General features: G+C 75.3%; 11 protein-coding genes. 7 read left to right on the top strand and 4 right to left on the bottom strand.

The window, feature by feature from the left end:
* Positions 1–25: 25 nt before the first annotated feature.
* The 5 genes from LV78_RS34295 to LV78_RS34275 are packed head-to-tail and all read left to right on the top strand — an operon-like array spanning position 26 to position 11973.
* Positions 26–4288, top strand: coding sequence for a DUF6603 domain-containing protein (locus tag LV78_RS34295; RefSeq protein ID WP_253850147.1), 4263 nt, complete (start codon positions 26–28; stop codon positions 4286–4288).
* Between the two features lie 6 nt (positions 4289–4294).
* Positions 4295–6478, top strand: coding sequence for a hypothetical protein (locus LV78_RS34290; protein WP_253850146.1), 2184 nt, complete (start codon positions 4295–4297; stop codon positions 6476–6478).
* Positions 6475–10092, top strand: a complete 3618-nt coding sequence (locus tag LV78_RS34285) for a hypothetical protein (RefSeq protein WP_253850145.1) — start codon at positions 6475–6477, stop codon at positions 10090–10092. The genes LV78_RS34290 and LV78_RS34285 overlap by 4 nt, the downstream gene beginning before the upstream one ends.
* Positions 10089–10532 (top strand): hypothetical protein, encoded by a 444-nt coding sequence (locus tag LV78_RS34280; protein ID WP_253850144.1) that lies wholly within the window; start codon positions 10089–10091, stop codon positions 10530–10532. The genes LV78_RS34285 and LV78_RS34280 overlap by 4 nt, the downstream gene beginning before the upstream one ends.
* A gap of 10 nt (positions 10533–10542) precedes the next feature.
* Entirely contained in the window at positions 10543–11973 is a 1431-nt protein-coding gene (locus LV78_RS34275) for a hypothetical protein (RefSeq protein ID WP_253850143.1), read from the top strand.
* 34 nt (positions 11974–12007) lie between these two features.
* Here the strand turns inward: LV78_RS34275 and LV78_RS34270 are convergent, their stop codons facing one another.
* From LV78_RS34270 to LV78_RS34255, 4 genes are read right to left on the bottom strand one after another with little or no spacing between them, the layout of a single operon-like run.
* Complete coding sequence (locus tag LV78_RS34270; protein WP_253850142.1) at positions 12008–13519, bottom strand: ABC transporter ATP-binding protein; 1512 nt, start codon at positions 13517–13519, stop codon at positions 12008–12010.
* Positions 13492–14265, bottom strand: a complete 774-nt coding sequence (locus LV78_RS34265) for an ABC transporter permease (RefSeq protein ID WP_253850141.1) — start codon at positions 14263–14265, stop codon at positions 13492–13494. Before LV78_RS34265 ends, LV78_RS34270 begins: the two co-directional genes overlap by 28 nt.
* Positions 14262–15212, bottom strand: coding sequence for an ABC transporter permease (locus LV78_RS34260; RefSeq protein WP_253850140.1), 951 nt, complete (start codon positions 15210–15212; stop codon positions 14262–14264). Before LV78_RS34260 ends, LV78_RS34265 begins: the two co-directional genes overlap by 4 nt.
* Positions 15213–16748 carry an ABC transporter substrate-binding protein gene (locus tag LV78_RS34255; RefSeq protein ID WP_253850139.1) on the bottom strand — a complete coding sequence of 512 codons (1536 nt, stop codon included), beginning with the start codon at positions 16746–16748 and terminating at the stop codon, positions 15213–15215. It abuts the gene before it with no gap.
* A gap of 124 nt (positions 16749–16872) precedes the next feature.
* Here LV78_RS34255 and LV78_RS34250 point away from each other — a divergent pair, with 124 nt between their 5' ends.
* The gene (locus LV78_RS34250) at positions 16873–18135 is read left to right on the top strand and encodes an MFS transporter (RefSeq protein ID WP_253850138.1); all 1263 of its coding nucleotides are present in this window, start codon (positions 16873–16875) and stop codon (positions 18133–18135) included.
* Positions 18136–18165: 30 nt separating this feature from the next.
* Positions 18166–18918: a class I SAM-dependent methyltransferase gene (locus tag LV78_RS34245; protein WP_253850137.1), complete on the top strand. Its 753-nt coding sequence runs from the start codon at positions 18166–18168 to the stop codon at positions 18916–18918.
* The last annotated feature ends 16 nt before the right edge of the window (positions 18919–18934 follow it).

Below are 18934 nucleotides of genomic sequence, written 5' to 3'. Positions count from 1 at the left end.
CGACGACCGCCTGGGAGAGCGCCCGATGCCCACCCCCCTTCCCCTGCCCGACCTGCTGGACGAGATCGCGGAGGCCCAGGAGGCCGACGGCCCGTTCGCGCTCTCGTCCGACCTGCTGGGGCTGGAGCACGCCCAGGAGTTCTTCGACACCTACCTCGGCGGCGCGGCGCTGGTCGTGGAGGCCGGGTTCGCCTTCGACGAGGACGCGCTGACCCTCACCGGCGACGTCCCGCTGGGCGACCTCGGCGTGCTCGCCGACGTGCGCGTCACGTTCCTGGCCGAGGACGAGGAGGTCACCGGCCTCCAGGTGGCCGCGCCGCTGACCGGGTGGTCGGTGGACGTGCCGTTCCTGTCGGTGGACCTGGGGTTCCTGCGGGAGCACGGCTTCGGCTCGGCGGTGGTGCTGCTCGGCGTCGGCGTCGCCCCCGGCGAGCAGCAGCGGTCCTCGTGGGCGGCGGCCGGAGCGGTCTTCCCCCTGGCGGGCCAGGCCGTGTGCCTGGTGGTCCGGGAGGTGGACGGCGGCGTCGAGCTGTTCGGCGAGTTCGGGCCCGAGCTGGCCCTGTCGAGCCCCGCCGACCTCGTCGCCGTCCCCGGCTTTGGCCCGGTCGACCCAGGGGAGCTGGCGCTGCCGGAGGAGGTCCCCGGCGAGGGCTCGATCGCCGGGCTGGAGGTGCTGCTGCGGGTCGGCGCGGACGGCGTCCGCTGGGCCTGGGCGCGCGCCTCCCTGGTGGGCGTGGATGCCGAGCTGATCCCCGGCGTGGTGACCCTCGACCGCCTGTGGGCCGAGTTCGGGGTCGGCCACGACGAACCGGGGCTCGGCGAGGGGGTGTCCGCCGGGTACGTGGTCACCGCCGAGCTGGGCGCCACCACGACCGTCCTGGGCAACCGGATGACCGCGACCGTCCACCTGCCGAGCCTGGTGCTCACCGCCGAGCTGGAGGACCCGACCGAGACCGACGACCTGGTCGGCGACCGCCTCGCGGGCAGCGGCATCCCCGGCGCGCACGTCTCGCACCTGTCCGCCACCGTGCGGCTGCGCGACCTGGACTACCAGCTCACCTGCGGGCTCGACACCGAGTGGGCCTTCTTCGACGGGCTCAGCGCCGACGCGCTCACCCTGGAGCTGACCGGCCGGGGCGGCGCGCCGGACGACGTCGTGGTCGGCGCGGCCCTGTCGGTGGGGAACCTGCCGCTGCGGCTGGAGGCGCGGCGAACGGACGCGGGCGGCTGGACGATGAACGCGGACGGGGGCAGCGAGCTCGACTTCGCCGAACTGGCCGACTGGCTCACCGACACCTGGAACGTCCTGCTGCCCGCCGCGCTGGCCGGGCTCCTGCTCAGCGGCGCGTCCGTCACCTTCGACCCCGAGACGCGCGAGGTCGCGGTCGCGCTGGACGGCGAGTTCCCCGTCGGCGACCTCACCGGGGCCCTGCGCGTGCGGGCGCGGGTCGTCCCGGACGACGTCGGGTGGGCGGTGAGCGTCGAGGGCGAGCTGACCCTGCCCTCCGGCGGGACCGGCGACGAGCCGACGTGGATGGACTACCGGCTCACCTTCGACAAGGACCCGAGCGGCGCGGTGCTCACCGCGTCCTGGCGGACCGAGGCCGGTCAGGGCGTCGACGTGCTCGACCTGCTCGGGGCCCTCGTGCCCGGCACGCAGGACGTCCGCGAGCACCTGGCCGCGCTGCACTGGCCGACCGTCGACGCCGTGACGATCGCCTGCGCGCCCACCACCGGCACGTTCGCCCTCGCCGTCGCGGGGGAGCGGATCGGGGTGCTCGGCGCGGTCACCGGCGCCGGGACGGCCAAGGCCCGCGCGGTCGTGGTGCGCGGCGCGCTCGACGCGCGGGTCTCGGACCTGCCGGTGGTCGGCGGCGCCGTGCCCGCCGACCACGACCTCGTGCTCACCGGCCTCGGCTTCCGGCACGCGTCCTCGGCGTGGACGCCCGAGCAGGTCGCCGCCGTCACCGCCGCCCTCGCCCCCGCCGGGGCCCTGCTCGGCCCCGCCGGGGCGCCCGCGCTGCCCGTCGACGGACTGCCCGCGGGCCTGGCGCTGACCGTCGACCACAGCATCGGCGGCGTGGTCCAGGACCCGCTGACCCTGCCGATCACCACCGGCTCCGGCGCACTCGCCGCGACCGCCCCGACCACCCGGCGGCTCGACCTGGCCCTCGGCCCGGCCACCTTCCACCGCGTCTCCCTGTCCTACTCGGCGGGCGCCGCCCACGTCGCCCTCGACGCGGAACTCGCCCTCGGCCCGGTCCGGTTCGTCCTGATGGGACTGGGCGTCGGCGTCGACGCCTCGTTCGGCACGCGGGTGCTCCTGCGCGGCGCGGGCGTGCTGATGGACAAGCCGCCGCTCAAGCTCTCCGGCCTGCTGGAGCGCCGCGAGGACCCCGACCGCGCGGAGTGGTTCACCGGCAGGCTCAGCGTCGAGACCGGGTTCTTCGCCCTGGAGGCGGTCGGCGACTACTCGCGCGCCAGCGACGGCCGCACCTCCCTGTTCCTGTTCGGCGAGATCGGCAGCACGAACGGCACCGGGCTGTTCGGCGTGCCCGCCTTCACCGTCACCTCCGTCGCGCTCGGCTTCGGCGTGAACTCCACCGTCCGCATCCCGACCATCGACCAGGTCCCCGAGTTCCCCCTGGTGCAGCGCCTCACCGAGGACGGCGACCCGGCCGACGCGCTGGAGCGCCTGGTCGGCCCCGGCGGGTGGGTCACGCCCAAGGCGGGCCAGTACTGGGGCGCGGGCGGGGTGGAGTTCACCTCGTTCCGCTTCCTGGACGTCCGCGCGCTGCTGCTCGTGGAGGGCGGCGCGGAGTGGAACGTCCTGCTCCTGGCGCGCGCCACCGTCGACCTGCCGAAGAACCGCTCCGGCGGCACGCCGCTCGCCAGGGTCGTGGTGGACGTGGCCCTGGGCTACCGGGCGGCCCACAACCTGTTCCACATGGACGTCCTGATCGCGCCCGGCTCCTACGTGCTCGACCCCGAGGCGCGGTTGACCGGCGGCCTGTCGCTGTACATCTGGGGCTCCGACACCACGGCGGTCGGCGGCGGCCGGGGCTTCGTGCTCACCCTGGGCGGCTACCACAAGGACTTCGACCCACCCGCCCACTACCCGCCCGACCCGCCCCGGATCGGCTGGGAGTGGAAGCGCGGTGACGTGTCGATCCGGGGCCAGGTGTACGCGGCGATCACCGACGGCGCGTTCATGGCGGGCGGCAGGCTGGAGGCCCGCTACGACCGGGGCCACGGCATCCGCCTGGAGGCCTGGTTCACCGCGTGGCTGGACGTGCTGGTGCGGTGGAAGCCGTTCTACTTCGACCTGGACATGGGGCTCTCGGTCGGCGTCGCGGCCACGGTGAAGGTCCTGTTCGTGCGCGTGCGGGTCTCGGTGGAGGTCGGCGTCCAGCTGTCCCTGTGGGGACCGCCCATCGGCGGCAGCGTGCGCGTGAAGGTCTGGTTCATCTCCTTCACCATCGGGATCGGCTCCTCGCGCGGCGGCGCGCCCGCGATCGACTGGGCCGAGTTCAGCACCCAGCTCCCCGCCCCGCTCGCGATCGTGCCCGAGGCCGGGCTGCTCGCCGACGTGGACGAGGAGGAGAAGGCGCTGCGCGCGGCGCGTGCGGCGGCGCGGGAGGAAGTGGAGACCGCGCTGGTCTCCTCGGACGGGTTCGCCTTCGCCGCGCTCACCACCCTGCCCGCCACCAGGATCGTCCTCAACGAGGAGGAGTTCGCCCGCGCCGACGCCACGACCGTGGACATCCGGCCGATGGGGCTGACCGGGCTCACCAGCGAGCACCACGTCACCCTCCGGCTCGGCGACCAGCCGTTCGACCCGGTCGAGCACGGCTGGGAGGTCGACGAGGTCGTCCAGGGCCTGCCGCGCGCGATGTGGGGCGCCCCGCTGGCCAGGCCCGGTGACGCGCTCACCGAGGACCCGCAGGTGCCGGACTGCCTGACCGGACTGCGGTTCACCGTGCCGCCGCCGGACCTGGCCTCGCCGCTCGGGCCGATCGACGCCGAGGCGTTCGACGCGGACGCGCTGACGCCCGCCCGCCTGCCCGGCCAGGACCGCGCCCCGCGCGGCCCCGCCCCGGTGGAGGACCCCGAGGCCATCACCGCGATCACCCGGATCGCGGGCACGGCCGACCGGCGCACCGCCGTGCACGACGCGCTGACCGCCCTCGGCCTGTCCCCGCACGCCGACGGCCCGCTGACCCGGTACGCCGAGCTGGCGGACACCGCCTTCACCGACAGCCCGCTGACCACGACCGCCCCGAGGTGACACGCGGTGCCCACCCAGTCCGACCTGCGCATCAGCTTCCACGACCACTACCAGCCCCGCGCCCTCGCGGGCGTCTACACCGTCGAGAGCCGCCACCTGCTCGAGCAAGGTGGGGACCCGGTGCCCACGGCCGGGCACGAGCTGCCCGAACCGGTGCGGAAGTTCGAGATCAGGGCCGTCCGGTTCGTCCTGGACGAGTCCTCGGTGCACGCCCTCTACCCAGCCCAGGGCGCCGAGGGCGACTACCGGCTGACCCTGCCGCACATCACCCTGGACCGGGCGGTCCTGCCGTGGGAGCGCGAGACCGACGGGCACGCCCTGGACGTGCCCGCGCGCGAGCCGTGGCTGGCGCTGCTGGTGTTCCGCGAGGGCGAGCTGCCGGACGACCCGGAAGCGCGCGGCGAGACCGTCGGCAGGACCGTCGAGGAGCTGCGCCACCCGAGCGACGAGGCCGTGCTCGGCCCCGAGCTCGCCGACGAGGAGGTCGACGACGCCGTCTCCGCGTCCCGCACCACCACGATCGACGTGCCCAGGGCGGTGTTCGAGGCGGTCGTGCCGCGCCTGGACGAGCTGCGCCACCTCGCCCACGTGCGCGACGTGGCCACCGCGCCCACCCTGCTCGACGACGGCGAGATCCTCACCGAGGGCCGCTACGCGGTGATCGCCGCCAACCGGTTCGCCCGCACCACCGGCGCGCACGCCGTGCACCTGGTGTCCCTGGAGGGCTGGAAGAAGTGCCTCGGCCAGGACGGGGTGCCCGAGGAGTACCGGGCGGTGCGGCTGTGCTCGCTGCGCTCCTGGTCGTTCCGGTCCGACCCCGAGGCCGCGCTCGACGCTCGCAGCCTGCTCGACGCCCTGGCCGAACCCGGTCGCGCCGACGCCGAGAACCTGGCCCCGCGCCTGCGTCCCGAGGGCGGTGGGGGCGGTGAGGCGGCCGACTACGTCGCCCGGCGGCTGTGGCTGGGGTACGCGCCGGTGCCGCACCGGGTGTCCTCCGGCGAGCTGACCTTCGGCTGGTACCGGGGTCCCTGCGCGCCCGCCGCCGCGCCACCCGTCCCGGTCGTGGGCCGGGAGACCCCGCACACCACCGCCGACCACGCGCTGGTGTTCGAGCCGGAGAACGGCCTGTTCGACCTGTCCTACGCCGCCGCGTGGACGCTCGGCCGCGCGCTCGCCCTGAGCGACCCCGACTACGCCGCCGAGCTGGCCCGCGCCCGCCGGGTGCTCGCCAACCGGGCGGTGGAGGAGCTGGCGGTGGCCGGGGACCCGCGCCTGAGCGCGCTGGGGGAGCGCCCCGCAGGCCTCGCCACCGAGGGCCTCGGCCGCGCCCTGGTCGACGCGCTCGCCGCCCCGCAGCGCCCGGAGGCCGACGTGCCCGCCACCCCGGCCGTGCGCGCCCGCCGCACCAGGCCCGGCGTCGCCGCCCTCGCGAGCGCGGGCGCGCAGACCCGGCTCCGCCGCGTGGCGGCCGAGCGCTCCGGGGACATGCCCCGCTGGCTCGACGGGCTCGCGCTGCTGCGCGGCGTCCCGTTCCGCCACCTCGTCCCGCACCCCGACCTGCTGCCGCCGGAGTCGCTGCGGTTCTTCGTGGTCGACGGGCAGTGGGTCGAGGCGCTGCTCGCCGGGGCCCGCGACGTCGGCGTGCACACCGCCGTGGACGTGGCCGCCGACGCCGCCCTCACCGCCGAGGTCGACACCGCCCGCGCGGGACGGCGCGCCCGCGCCGGGGTGCTGATCCGCTCCGCGCTGGTGCGCGCCTGGCCGGTGTTCGAGCTGCTGGCCACCGCCTCGGGCGAGCCGGTCGCCGAGCTGCGCCGCGACCACCTCGCGCCGGACGTGCTGCTGTGCCTGTTCGGCGAGGTCCCCGACGAGGTCGTCATCCGCGAACCCGGCCAGGGCATCCACTTCGGCGTCGACCACGGCGGCGTGGTCTCGCTGCGCGGCCTGACCCCCGGACCCAAGTTGGGCTACTCGCTGGGGCAGAGGTTCCCGACCGAGGGCTCCGTCTTCGACGACCACCTGCGCCCGGCCGAGGGCGTCCCGGACGTGCTGGACGTGCGCGGGTTCGCGCCCGCCCTGGCCGGGGCGTTCGGCCGCGCCGACCTCACCCCGGCCCAGTTCGCGCTGCAACTGGTCAACGCCCCCGTCGAGGTCCGGATCAGGGCCGCCGCACCCGAGGAGAGCGCGTGAGCGACACCGACCTGATCGTGCCCGTGCGGGTGCACGCGCTCCTGGTCAACCAGGACGTGCGCGCCCAGGACTTCCTGCGCTGGCAGCCGCGCTTCCGGATGACGCTGGACCCGGAGTACAAGCTCAGCGCCGAGCCCGGCCCGTACGAGGACGGCGACCTGTTCGACGTGCCCGACTCCGAGGGCGTCCACGTGCAGTGGCAGCTCCCCGAGGCGCTCACCGCGGGCCACCTGGACCAGGCCACCGGGGAGATGGTGTTCCCGCTGGTGCCCAACCGCTGGCTGGTCGTGCGCCGCGCGCGGGTGGGCGGGGAGCGGAAGGTCGCCGGGTGGCTGGTGCAGAGCGACTACCTGGAGAAGCACGACGACCTGGGCGTGGAGGCGTTCACCCAGTACCTGGACCCGTTCGCGCCCGCCGGGCAGCCGCGCCGCGACTACATCGGCCGCGCCCACCCGCTGGCGGACGGCCCGTGGGAGGAGCCGCCCGCGCGCCCGCTGTTCCTGACCGCGATCGGCCCCGGCCTGCCCGCGTTCGCCGCGTTCGCGCCGTACCACGAGAACGTGTTCCTGTTCCACGACACCCTCGCCGACCTGACCCCGCCGAACGCCGACCACCCACCCGACGCCACGCTGAGCTACCAGGTCGTTGGCTGGTACAGCCACGACGACGCCGACCTGCTGCGCCGCGCCGCCGACGTCCCCGACCTGCTGCCGCCGGACACCGACCCCGAGGACGTGCGCGCCGTCGCCGAGGCCCTGGGCTGGGCCGTCCCCGACGAGCTGCCCACGACGGTGCGGCGCACCCGCTACGCCGGGACCGCGCTGGGCGTGCCGTGGCGCAAGCGCGGCTACCAGCCGCCGTCGAGCAAGCCGGCTCCCGAGTCGGTGAAGGTCGCCATCGGCCACTCCACCGCCGACGCCGCCGCCGCGCTGGCCGCGCACCAGACCCGGTCGGCGCGCACGGGCGACCTGGTCGGCGCCCTGCACCACGGCGACCCGGACGCCCTGGACACCGCCGACGGGGAGCAGGACCTGGCCGAGCTGACCCACGCCTCCTGGTTCGCCGCCCGCGACGGCGGCCAGTGCTGGGAGGTCGCCTGCCGCCCGCAGGACGACGGCAGCTCCCCGCCCTCGCCCGAGCAACCCGAGTGGGTGGCCGCCCTCAACGCCGACCAGGCCGCCCACGACGCGATCGTCCCGCGCCTGGAGGCCGCCCGGTGGCGGCTGTGGAGCCTGTGGTGGCTGCGGAACCTGCCCGAGAAGGGCCACCGGCCGCCCGACTACGACGTCGACCCCGTCGAGTGGGACGCGCGCGTCGCGGCTGCCCGCGCCGACGTCGAGACCGAGCTGGCCGCCGTCACCGCCGCCCGCGCGCTGGTCCCGCACGCCGACGACCCCGACGACCTGCCCGCCGCCATCGCCGACTTCGCCGCCCGCAAGGGCCTCGGATCGGAGTACGAGCTGCGCAGGCGCCCCCTCGGGGTGTTCCACCGGCCCGCCGACCCGGTGGTGCTGCTCAGCGACTGCGGCCCGGTCGACCCGCTCACCCGCGCCGCCGACGACCCGCTGCCGTGCCGGACGCCGTCCGCGCTGCTCACCGGCGTCGTGATCGGCGACGGGTGGGCCGAGCCCGACCCCGACGCGGCGCTGCCGCCCAACGCCGAGGGGCTGCCGCCGGTGTGCGCGGCGCTGGCGGCGGAGTTCGAGCTGCTGGAGCGCGCGGCCACCACCGCCGAGGGCGAGGGGACCGCGCTGCACGCGATCGTCGCCGATCCGGGGGGCCGCTCGCGGGGCCCGTGGCCGGAGCACCTGGCCGTGTGGTCGCAGCCGTGGCTGCCGATGTACCTCCAGTGGCGGATCGTGCACTGCGCCACCCCGTACGCCTCGGCCGACGGCGAGGAGCACTGGGAGTTCGACGGCGAGCGCTACCGCTGGCTCGGCACCGGCGCCGAACCCGACCCGTCCGGCTCCGAGGACCCCGAGCAGCACGGCGGCCTGCGGTGGACCGACTTCACCGGACGGGCGTTCCTGACGCCCTCGTTCGCCCACACCCTGCGCGGACAGGTCGAGCGGCAGCTGGCGAGCGCCCCGTCCGGGCGGGTCGCGGCGCTGCGCGAGCTGCACGCCGACCTGTCGGAGCTGCGGGTGCTCTCGCAGCGCCTCGACGGCTTCGGCGAGTGGCTGCTCCAGCGCGACGGGCGCGGTCAGCTCACCACGGAGTCGGCCGTGGACGACCCGGAGCTGGCCGAGCTGATCGGCGAGAGCGACTTCGTGCCCGACGGCGCGGGCGACCGCCGCGACCAGCGGTTCCAACCCGTGCGCGGCGGCCAGTTCTACTTCCGCGAGCTGCACGTGATCGACCGCTTCGGCCAGACCCTGCGCAAGGTCGCCGCCCAGGGCAACCAGCCCAGCCAGTTCGCCCCGATCCGCGCCGCAGGCGTCCGCCCCGACCACCCGATCTTCCCCGACGCGCCCGGCCCGCAGCGCTACCTCCAGCTCCCGCCGAGGCTGCTGCACGAGACCAGGGTCCGCTTCGAGGCGCTGAGCGAGGGCGCCGACCCGCCCGTGGCCTGCTGGCTGCTGGTCAACCACCTCGACCGCACCGTGCTCGTGCACGCGCCCGACGGTGGGCCGCTCGGGGAGCTGCGGGTGGTCCAGCGCGCGTCCGGCGCGCGGGAGATCGCCTGGACGCCGCTGCCGCACGCGCCCGTGCGCGACCCGGCGGACGAGGACTTCCGGGCCACCCACCCGCACGCGGCGGCCTTCGCCCTCGGGCTGCGCGGGCGTGGCCCCGACGCGTTCGACGCGCTCGTGGACACCATCAACGCCGGTCTGGAGCGGATCACCGACGCCGCCCCGAGCGAGGACACCTCCCCGCTGCGGCTCCTGGGCCGCCCGGTCGCCCTCGTGCGCGCCGGGCTGGGCCTGGAGCTGCGCGGCCCGCAGCTGACCGACCCGGCCTGGGACCGGGTGCTCGACCCGCCGCGCGAGCCGTACCCGGACTGGCGGTGGACCGCCCGGCTCGGCGACGCCGACCTGCTCAGGGACGGGCTCATCGGCTACTACCAGGCCCCCGAGCCCGGTGAGCCCGTCGACTACGACGTGCTGCGCGCGGTCATCCCGGAGGGGACGGGCGGCTACGTCGAACCGGTCGGCACCGGGTCGGGCGTGCGGGTGCGGGCCAGGCTCTCCGACGACCAGGAACCGCTGGAGCTGACCCTGCTGATGTGCCCGCACAGCGCCGTCACCGCCACCACCGACGTCCTGCCCGTGGCCGCGCTGCGCCTGGACACCGAGGTCGTCGGCACGGCGCTGCGGCGGATCAGGGGCGCGTTCCGACTCACCCCGCTGCTCGCGGTCGAGCGCGGCGAGCCCGCCTTGGCGCTGGAGGACGACGACCAGCCCGGAGTGGTCATGCCCAGGCCCGCCTGCTGGCACGGCGACTGGACCTGGGCCGAGCCCGTGGCGGTGGACGCCGCGCCGCTGCCCGACTGGGTCGAGCTGCCGATCGCAGCCTCCGACGACCGCGCCCGCGTCGACGATCCCGTGCCCACCGCCCGCGCGGGCTACCTGCTGCTGCGCCCGGCGGCCGTGACCGGGGAGGGGAAGGCGTGAGCGAGGACCTGCTGCTGCCCTACCGGCTGGAGAGCCGCGCCGGTTCACGCGCCGCCACCGACCTGGAGGAACCGGGCACCCGCCTGCGACTGGTCGTCGGCGGACCGTCCGAGACGGCCGTGCTGTGCTCCGGGTTCACCCTGTCGCTGCCCGTCGACCCGGCGACGCGCCAGGCCCCGCACCTGCGCGGCGCCCCGGTGCGCGGTCGCGGCAGGGGACGGCACTGGTGGATCACCGCCGACCGGACGGACCCGGCGGTGCTGCGCCTGGAGTGCGTGCCGGACGAGCCCGCCACCTTCGACGGCGCCTGGTCGGTGGAGTTCGAGATCGACCTCGCCGCCCCCGTCGGCTCGGAGGTGGCGCGGATCAGCGAACGCGCCGCCGCAGGCGCCTCCGCCCTGTCCACGCGCACCGCGCACGTCCCGATCACGCCGGTTTAGGAGCACCACCTTGTCGGACGACAACCTGATCAAGCCCGTCCTCGGGACGGACCCGGACCCGCTGATGGTGAGCACGTTCGCCGAGCCCTCCTACGCCACGCTGACCCTGGCGTACGGCAAGGAGAAGGCTGCGGGCGCGAGCTGGCCGATCGAGTGCTCGAAGCTGGTGATCTCCATCCCGACCGGGCGGCAGGCCACCGCGCTGACCGGCGATCCGCAGCGGATCAACCCGTCCACCGGCATCATCACGGCGGGCAACGGCAAGAAGTGGTCCATCGCCAAGGACTCCACCGACCCGAACCGCACCGACTACACCCTCGTCCCGGACGACGACGCGACGTTCGACGGCACGTGGCAGCTGAACGTGGAGCTGTCCGGCATCGAGGTCAACGGCGCGATCGGCCCGGTGACGCTGGGGCTGACCGAGAAGACGAAGACCTCCGGCGGGGAGTTCACCGAGCGCACGGGGCACGTGGAGGTGGTCAAGCGCGACGACGCGTTCTCCTTCCACTCGCTGCGGCCCACCAAGAACGTCATCGAGCGGAACGGGACGGTGCAGCTGAACTGGGAGGGCTCCTCGAACGCGGAGTACACGGTGTACTTCCGGGACAAGGACGGGGAGGACCGGGCGACGCCGCTGCCCAACCCCGGCGGCACCTGGACCTCACCCGCGCTGGTCGAGGCCACGAACTTCACCCTCAAGGCCACGCTGGGGGACAAGGACCTCTACCAGACCACGCACGTGTGGGTCGCGGAGCCGGACCTGCGGGTCAACACGCTCGGGGTGGCCGACCACGTGGTGAGCGACCTGACAGTGGCCAAGGACAAGACGCTCAGGGCCAGCACCCTGCGCGGCACCGACGGGTCCGTGATCAAGGTCGGCAACACCCTCGATCAGGAGAGCACCACCTCGTCGCTCATCACCGGCACGGGAGGGGTGCAGGCGAACGGGAACCTGTCGGCGAGCGGGACGACGACGCTGACGAAGGTGTTCATGTCCGACGCGGTCACGGTCACCTCGGAAGGCTCCTTCACCGTCGAGGGCGAGACCAGCCTGGTCGACTCCCCGCAGTCCATTGAGCTGGACCGGAACAGCGATCGGAAGTTCACGGCGCCCACCTCGGGGGTCGCGATCGGGATCGTGCGCAACACGAGCGGAACGGGCAGCCCACTGATCAAGCTCGCGGTCGCCATGAAGTCGTTCGAGGCGACCGCGCCGCTGACCAACGGGAGCAGCGCCTACTCGACCACCGTGCTGCCGGTGAAGAAGGGGGCCGTGTGCAGCGTCAAGTTCGAGGACTCGGACGGTGTTAGTGGGGACGATCGCAACCGCGCCTGGTTGATGTGGGTTCCGTTCGGCAAGGGGGAGAGGATCGAGCTTGACGCCGCGTCGGCGGCGGTGGGCGAGCACGACGCGGTGGAGGCCGAGCCGTCCGACTGAGCCGACCGGCGCCCCGTGCCCGCCGCCCGGTCCTTCACCACTCCCCACCGGGCGCCAGCAGCGCCGCCGTGACCTCCGTCCCCGGCTCGGCGACCAGCCGGGCCGGGGGGCCGCTGTCCACGATCCGTCCCTCGTGCAGGACGTGCGCGTGCTGGGCGCGGGCGCGCACGACCCGCGCGTCGTGGCTGATCAGCAGCACCGCCGTGCCGCGCTCGCGGCGCAGCTCGTCCAGCAGGTCCAGCACGGCCGTGGCCGCGTCGGCGTGCAGCGCGGTGGTGACCTCGTCGCACACCAGCACGTCCGGCTCCGCCAGCACCGCCCGCACCACCGCCGCGCGTTGCAGCTCCCCGCCGGAGAGCGCGGTCGGGAGGCGGGAGGCGGTCTCCTCCGCGACGCCCAACCGGGCCAGCAGCGCCGCCGCCTCCGCGCGCGCCTCGGCCCATCCCAGCCCGCGCAGCCGCACCGCCGTGCGGGCGACGCCGTCGAGCACCGGCACGTGCTCCTCGAACGAGCCGCGCACCTCCTGCCACACGTACTGCACCCGCCGCCTCTGCCCCACCGCGCGCCGCCGCAGCACCGGCAGCGGCTCGTCGTCCAGCAGCACCCGGCCGGTCATCCGCTCGTGCAGCCCGGCCAGGCAGCGGGCCAGGGTGGTCTTGCCGCTGCCGGACGCGCCGACCAGGCCGACGCACCAGCCGCGCGGCAGGTCCAGGTCCACGCCGTGCAGCACGGGAACGGCCCGCCCCGCCGCGCGGTGGTGGGCGCCCAGGCCCCGCACCCGCAGCACCGGGGGCGCGTCGGGCGCGGGCTCGGCGAACACCGGGGCCGCCGGGGCTGGCGTCTCGCCGAGGACGACGCGGCCCGCGTCCAGGTGGACCACCTCGTGGGCCAGCGCCTCCACCACCGGCAGGTCGTGGGTGAGCAGCAGCACGGCCAGGCCACCGCGCGCCAGTTCGGCCAGCTCGGCGACGACGTGCCGCTTGGCCACCGGGTCCAGCCCGGTGGTCGGCTCGTCCAGCACCAGCACGTCCGGCCCGCACACCAGCGCCTGCGCCAGCGCCACCCGCTGCCGCTGCCCGCCGGAGAACCGGTGCGGGAAGCGCCGCCGCACCGCCCGGTCGCCCGGCAGACCGGCCGCGCGCAACGCCTCCACGGCCGCCTCGCCGCGCCCCGACCGTCCCCTGTGGACGGACGCGATCTCCTCCAGCGCGGACCCCACCCGACGCGCCGGGTTCAGCGCGCCGCCGGGGTGCTGCGGCAGGTACGCGATCCGCTTGCCGCGCACCAGGTGCGCGTCGGGGCGCACCCCGGACCCGTCGACCACCACGTGCCCGGTCACGGTGACCTCGCCGCGCAGCGCCACGCCCGCGCGGTGCTCGCCGAGCAGCGCCAGGGCGGCGGTGGTCTTGCCGCTCCCGGACGGGCCGACCAGCGCGGTCACCCGGCCCGGCCGGAGCTGGAACGACACGGCGTCGAGCAGCAGCCGGTCGCCGACGGCGGCGGTCAGGTCCACCACCGTCACCGACGGCTCAACCTGCTGTCCCACAGGAGGTTCACCCCCACGGTGAAGGAGACGATCATGGCGGCCGGGGCCAGCGCGGCCCACGGCTGGAGCGCGAGCGCGGACCGGTTGCGCGCCACCGCGACCGCCCAGTCCGCCGAGGTCGGGTCCAGGCCCAGCCCGAGGAAGTTCACGGCGGCGATCAGGTACACGGCGGCGGTGATCCGGGTGCCCACGTCGGCGGCGACCGGGCGCAGCACCGCGCGTCCGACGTGCCCGAGCTGCACCCGCCACCACGGCTGTCCTTGCAGGGCGAGGGCTTCGGCCACCGGGCTGCTCGCCGCGTCCAGCGCGGCGGCGCGCACCAGGCGGGCCACGGCGGGCGCGTTGACCGCCGCGACCACGGCCGCCACCGCCCACACCTCCGCCCGCCACCACACCGCGACCACGCTCACCAGCAGCAGCGACGGCACCGCCAGCAGCACGTCCGCTGGCCGCAGCAGCGCCTCGTCCACCCAGCGCCGCCGCGCCGAGGCCGCGACCAGGCCGACCGCGCCGCCGACGAGGTAGGCCCCGGCGACCGAGCCCAGCAGGGTCGTCCCGCCCCCGCGCAGCAGCTGGGACAGCACGTCCCGGCCCAGCCCGTCGGTGCCCAGCGCGTGGGGCGACCCGGTGGCGTAGGGCCGCCCGGTCGGGACCGCCAGCAGGACGGCGACCCACGGGCCGAGCACGGCGGCGGCCAGCGGCACGCCCAGCAGCACGAGCGGGACGGCCGTTCTCAGCCACTTCACCGGAGCACCTCCGCGCGCGGCACCAGCCGGTTCGCCAGCAGGTCGGCGCCCAGGTTGACCACCAGCGCCAGCGCGCCCAGCAGCAGCACGAACGACTGCACCACCGGCACGTCGCGCGCCTGCACCGCCTCGACCACCTCGGTGGCCACGCCGGGCACCGCGAACACCGCCTCCACCACCAGCACCCCGCCCAGCAGCCCGTCGCCGACCCTGGCCAGCTCCTGCACGGCGGGCACGGCCGCGTTGGGCAGCACGTGCCGCAGCACCACGGTGCGCCGGGGCAGCCCGAGCCTGCGCGCCTGCGCGACGTACTCCGAGCGGGCCGCGTCGACCACGCCCGCGCGGACCTGGCGGCTGAGCAGGCCGGTCACCCGGGCCAGCAGCACCACCACGGGCAGCACCAGCAGCTCCGGCCGGGACAGCAGGTCGGCCGCGTCCGCGCCGATCGCGGTGGCGGGCAGCAGCCGCAACCGCACGGCCAGCAGCGCCACCAGCAGCGTGGCCAGCACGAAGTCCGGGATCGACTGCAGCGCCAGGGTGATCGACGTCAGCGCCCGGTCGAGCCTGCCGCCCTCGCGCAGCCCGGCCACCACGCCCAGCAGCACCGCCAGCGGCACCACGAGGACCAGCGTCACGGCGGTGAGCACGAGGGTCACCGGGAACGCCCTGGCGAGCGCGTCGCCCACCGGGCCGCCGCTGACCAGCGAGGTGCCCAGGTCGCCGGTGAGCACCCCGCCGAGCCAGTCGGCGAAGCGCTCCCACGCGGGCCGGTCCAGCTCCAGCCGCTCGCGCAGCCGCTCGACCTCCTCCAGGGTGGTCTGCTCGCCGAAGCGCACGGTGGCGGCGTCGCCGGGCAGCGCCTCGGTCAGCAGGAACACCAGCACCGCCAGCAGGAGCACCTGGACGACGGCGACCAGGACCCGCTGCAGGACGTACCCGCGCCCCACCTAGGCCAGCCAGACCTTGTCGAAGCGCGCCCAGTCGTCGGTGTTGGGCCGCGCGGCCACCGCGCCGCGCAGCCGGGGCGAGGCGGCCACCAGCCAGTCGCTGTGGCCCCACACCAGCATCCCGCCGCGCTCGTGCAGGGTGCGCTGCATGTCCCGGTACACCTCGCCGCGCGCGGTCTCGTCCACAGTGGACTGGGCGCGTGCGAACGCCGCGTCGAACTCCGGATCGCGCCAGGCGGTGACGTTCTGCTTGGCGTCGGAGACCATGCGCAGCGCGAGGTTCTGCGGGATCGTGGCGGTGCCCGCCCGGTAGCTCCAGATGCCGGAGCCGGTCAGGATGTCGGCGAAGTAGGTCTCCTTCGCCCGGTTGTCCACCGTGACGGTGATCCCGGCCTCGCGCAGCTGCTCGGCGTAGAGCGTGGCGGCGTCGACCATGCCCGCCGCGGCGTCGGCGGTGTGCAGGGTGACCGACAGGTTCTCCACGCCCGCCCCGCGCAGCAGCTCGCGCGCCCTCGCGACGTCGCGCTCGCGCTGCGGGAGGTCGTCGGCGTAGTGCTGGAAGCCCTTGCCGAACAGGTCGTTGCCCACCACCCCGCGCCCGGACAGCACCACGTCCACGAGCCGGTTCCGGTCCACCAGCAGCAGGAACGCCAGCCGCACGTCGGGGTCGTCGAACGGGGCCTGGTCGGTGCGCATCGCGAAGCCCTGCATGACGCTGCCCGGCGCGGACAGCAGCGTCACGGCGGGGTCGTTCTCGTAGATGCGGGCGAACGTGACGCTCAGGTCGTGCACGTACTCGGCCTCACCGGCCAGCAGCGCGTTGCCGCGCGCGGCCTCGTCACCGGCCGACAGCAGGTGCAGCTCGTCCAGGTGCGCCTGCCCGTTCCAGTGGTCGTCGAACCGCTTGGCCGTCATGCCCCGGCCCGCCTCGAACGACACCAGCGAGAACGGACCGGTGCCGATCGCCCCGGCGGGGTCGCCGTAGTCGGCGGGCACGATCGCGGTGCCGGTGCCCGACAGCAGCGCGGGAAGCTCGGCGGTCGGGGACTTCAGCGCCAGCTCGACCGTGCTCGCGTCGACGGCGCGGCTGTTCGCGAGGTCGAGCGCGGTCAGCAGGGTGCGGGCGTTGCGGCCGGTCGCTGCCGGGTCGGTCATGCGGGCCAGGCTGGCGAGCACGTCGTCCGGGGTGAGCCTGCGGCCGTCGTGGAAGACCGCCTCCCGCAAGGAGAACCGCCACACCGTGGCGTCCACGTTGGACTCCCAGCTCTTCGCGAGCTTCGGCACCGGGCGCAGGTCGTCGCCCAGCTCGACGAGCTTGTCGAACAGGGCCTTGTGCCGGGCCTGGTCCAGGAACAGGGGAGGGGAGTGCGGGTCCAGGGTCTCCTTCGCGCCACCGCCGGGGAACAGCGCCCGCAGCCGCCCGCCGCGCACCGGCTTGTCCGAGGCGACCGGTTCGGCGCCGGGGGAGCAGGCCACCGCCGCGCCCGCTGTCGCGGCCAGTGCGAGGAAACCGCGTCGGGACAGGGTGGGGCGCAACGGGACCTCCGGTGGTGGGTGCTCGTGGAACCTAGTCGAGCGGTAGTGATTATCAGTTCCACAATGTGATGGACGCTACTGCACGTTGTTGGCGACAAGCCCGCCCGTTACGTTCTCCCCCGCGATGAGCGGAATCAAGAGCGCGGTCCGGGAGATGTCCCCGGCGGCCAGGCTGCTGGTGGTCAACCAGTTCGGCATCAACCTGGGCTTCTACGCGGTGCTGCCGTTCCTGGCCACCCACCTGCGCGACGGCCTGGGCTTCAGCGCGGCCCTCGTGGGCGTGGTGCTGGGCGTGCGCACGCTGAGCCAGCAGGGCCTCTACCTCGTCGGCGGCACGGCGGCCGACCTCCTCGGCCCCAGGGCGATGATCATCGCCGGGTGCGGGCTGCGCGTGGTCGGCTTCGGCCTGCTGGCCTTCACCGCCTCCCTGCCCGGAGTCCTGCTCGGCGTGGCGCTGACCGGCGTCGCCGGGGCCCTGTTCAACCCGGCCGTGCGCACCTACCTCACCCACGAGTCCGCCGGTCGCCGCGCCGAGGCGTTCGCGGTGTTCGAGGCGGTCGCGAACGCGGGCGCGCTCATCGGCCCGGTCCTCGGCGCCGTCCTGCTGGCCGTGGACTTCTCGCTGGTGAGCCTGGTGGCGTGCGCCGTGTTCGCCGTCCTCACCGCCGCTCAGGCGCTGGTGCTGCCGCACCGCCCCGCCACGGCGGCGGGCACCCGCGTGCTGGGCAACTGGGGCAGGGTGCTGGCGAACCGCCGCTTCCTGGTGTTCACCCTCGCGGGCTCGGCGTACTTCGCCCTGTTCAACCAGCTGTACCTGCTGCTGCCGCTGGAGGCGGAGCGGATCACCGGCTGGGCCGGGGCGGTCACCGGCGTGTTCGCCGTCTCCACCGTCGTGGGCATCGCGTTTGGCGTCCGGTTGACCCGCTGGTGCAAGCGGCACTGGTCGGCGGGCCGCTCGATGGCGGTGGGCCTGGCGCTGACCGGCGCGGGCTTCCTGCCCCTGGCGTTGGCCTCCCCGCTGCTGCCGGACGCGGACGGCGGCCTGGCGATCACCGAGGCGGTCGGCCGTGGCCTGCCGGTGCTCGCGGGCACGGCGGTGTTCAGCGCCGGGATCGCGATCACCAACCCGTTCATGATGGAACTGCTGCCGGTGGTGGGCGAGGAGGAGCTGGTCGGCACCTACTACGGCGCGTTCTACCTGGTGTCCGCGCTGGTGGCTGCCGGTCTGAGCGCCGCCGTCGGCGCCCTGCTCGACCTGGGCGGTGCCACGAGCCGCTGGGCCCCGCCGCTGCTGCTGGCCGCCGTCGCGGGCGCGGCGGCGGCGCTGGTGGCGGTGATGCTGCGGCGCGGCCTGCTCGGCGAGCGCGCGGCGACCCCCGCACCCTGACTTCTGACCGACCCCGCTGGGAGGAACGAGATGACCGGATCGACGCTCGACCACGACGTGGCGCTGGAGTGGGTGCGCAGGTGGGACGCGCAGCAGGAGCGGTACATCGCGGACCGGGAGGAGCGCTTCCGGGTGATCGGCGACGTGGTCGCCCACGTGTGCCGCGATGTCACCGCGCCGCTCGTGGCGGACCTGGGCTGCGGTCCCGGCTCGCTCACCACCCGGCTGCGCGGCCGGGTCGGCGGCCGGGTGGTCGGCCTCGACGCCGACCCGTTCCTGCTGGGCCTGGCGAAGGCCGCCGACCCCGAGGGGGAGTACGAGCACGCGGACCTGACCGGGTCGGGGTGGCTCGACCTCGTGGGGGGCTCGTGGGACGCGGCCGTGTCGACCACGGCGCTGCACTGGATCGCCCCCGAGCGGCTGGCCGAGGTGTACCGCGCCGTGGCGTCCAGGCTCCGGCCCGGTGGGGTGCTGGTCAACGGCGACCACCTGCGTGAGGAGCAGCCCGCACTGCGGACGCTGGCCGAGCACGTGCGCGACGAGCGCGCCCGCAGGGCCGGGGTGGTCGGGAACGAGGACTGGCGGGCCTGGTGGGAGGCCGCGCGTGCCGACGAGCGTCTGACGACGGTGTTCACCGAGGAGGAGATGGCGGCCAAGGGCAGCGGCCACGGCAACGGGCTGAGCGCGCGGCAGCACGGGGAGCTGTTGCGGGCGGCCGGGTTCAGCGAGGTCGGGACGGTGTGGCAGCACGGCGACGACCACGTCCTGGTGGCGGTCCGCTGAGTCGTCGCGGTGTGCG

It is taken from the genome of Actinosynnema pretiosum, assembly GCF_024171695.1.
GTDB lineage: Bacteria > Actinomycetota > Actinomycetes > Mycobacteriales > Pseudonocardiaceae > Actinosynnema > Actinosynnema pretiosum.
Note: the sequence above shows the minus strand (reverse complement) of the source record. Positions and strands in the feature narration are given on the sequence as shown.

Bases quoted from the DNA above. Each gene is read 5' to 3' on its own strand.
- LV78_RS34295 (WP_253850147.1), top strand. From the start codon at position 26: ATGCCCACCCCCCTTCCCCTGCCCGACCTGCTGGACGAGATCGCGGAG.
- LV78_RS34245 (WP_253850137.1), top strand. From the start codon at position 18,166: ATGACCGGATCGACGCTCGACCACGACGTGGCGCTGGAGTGGGTGCGC.
- LV78_RS34250 (WP_253850138.1), top strand. From the start codon at position 16,873: ATGAGCGGAATCAAGAGCGCGGTCCGGGAGATGTCCCCGGCGGCCAGG.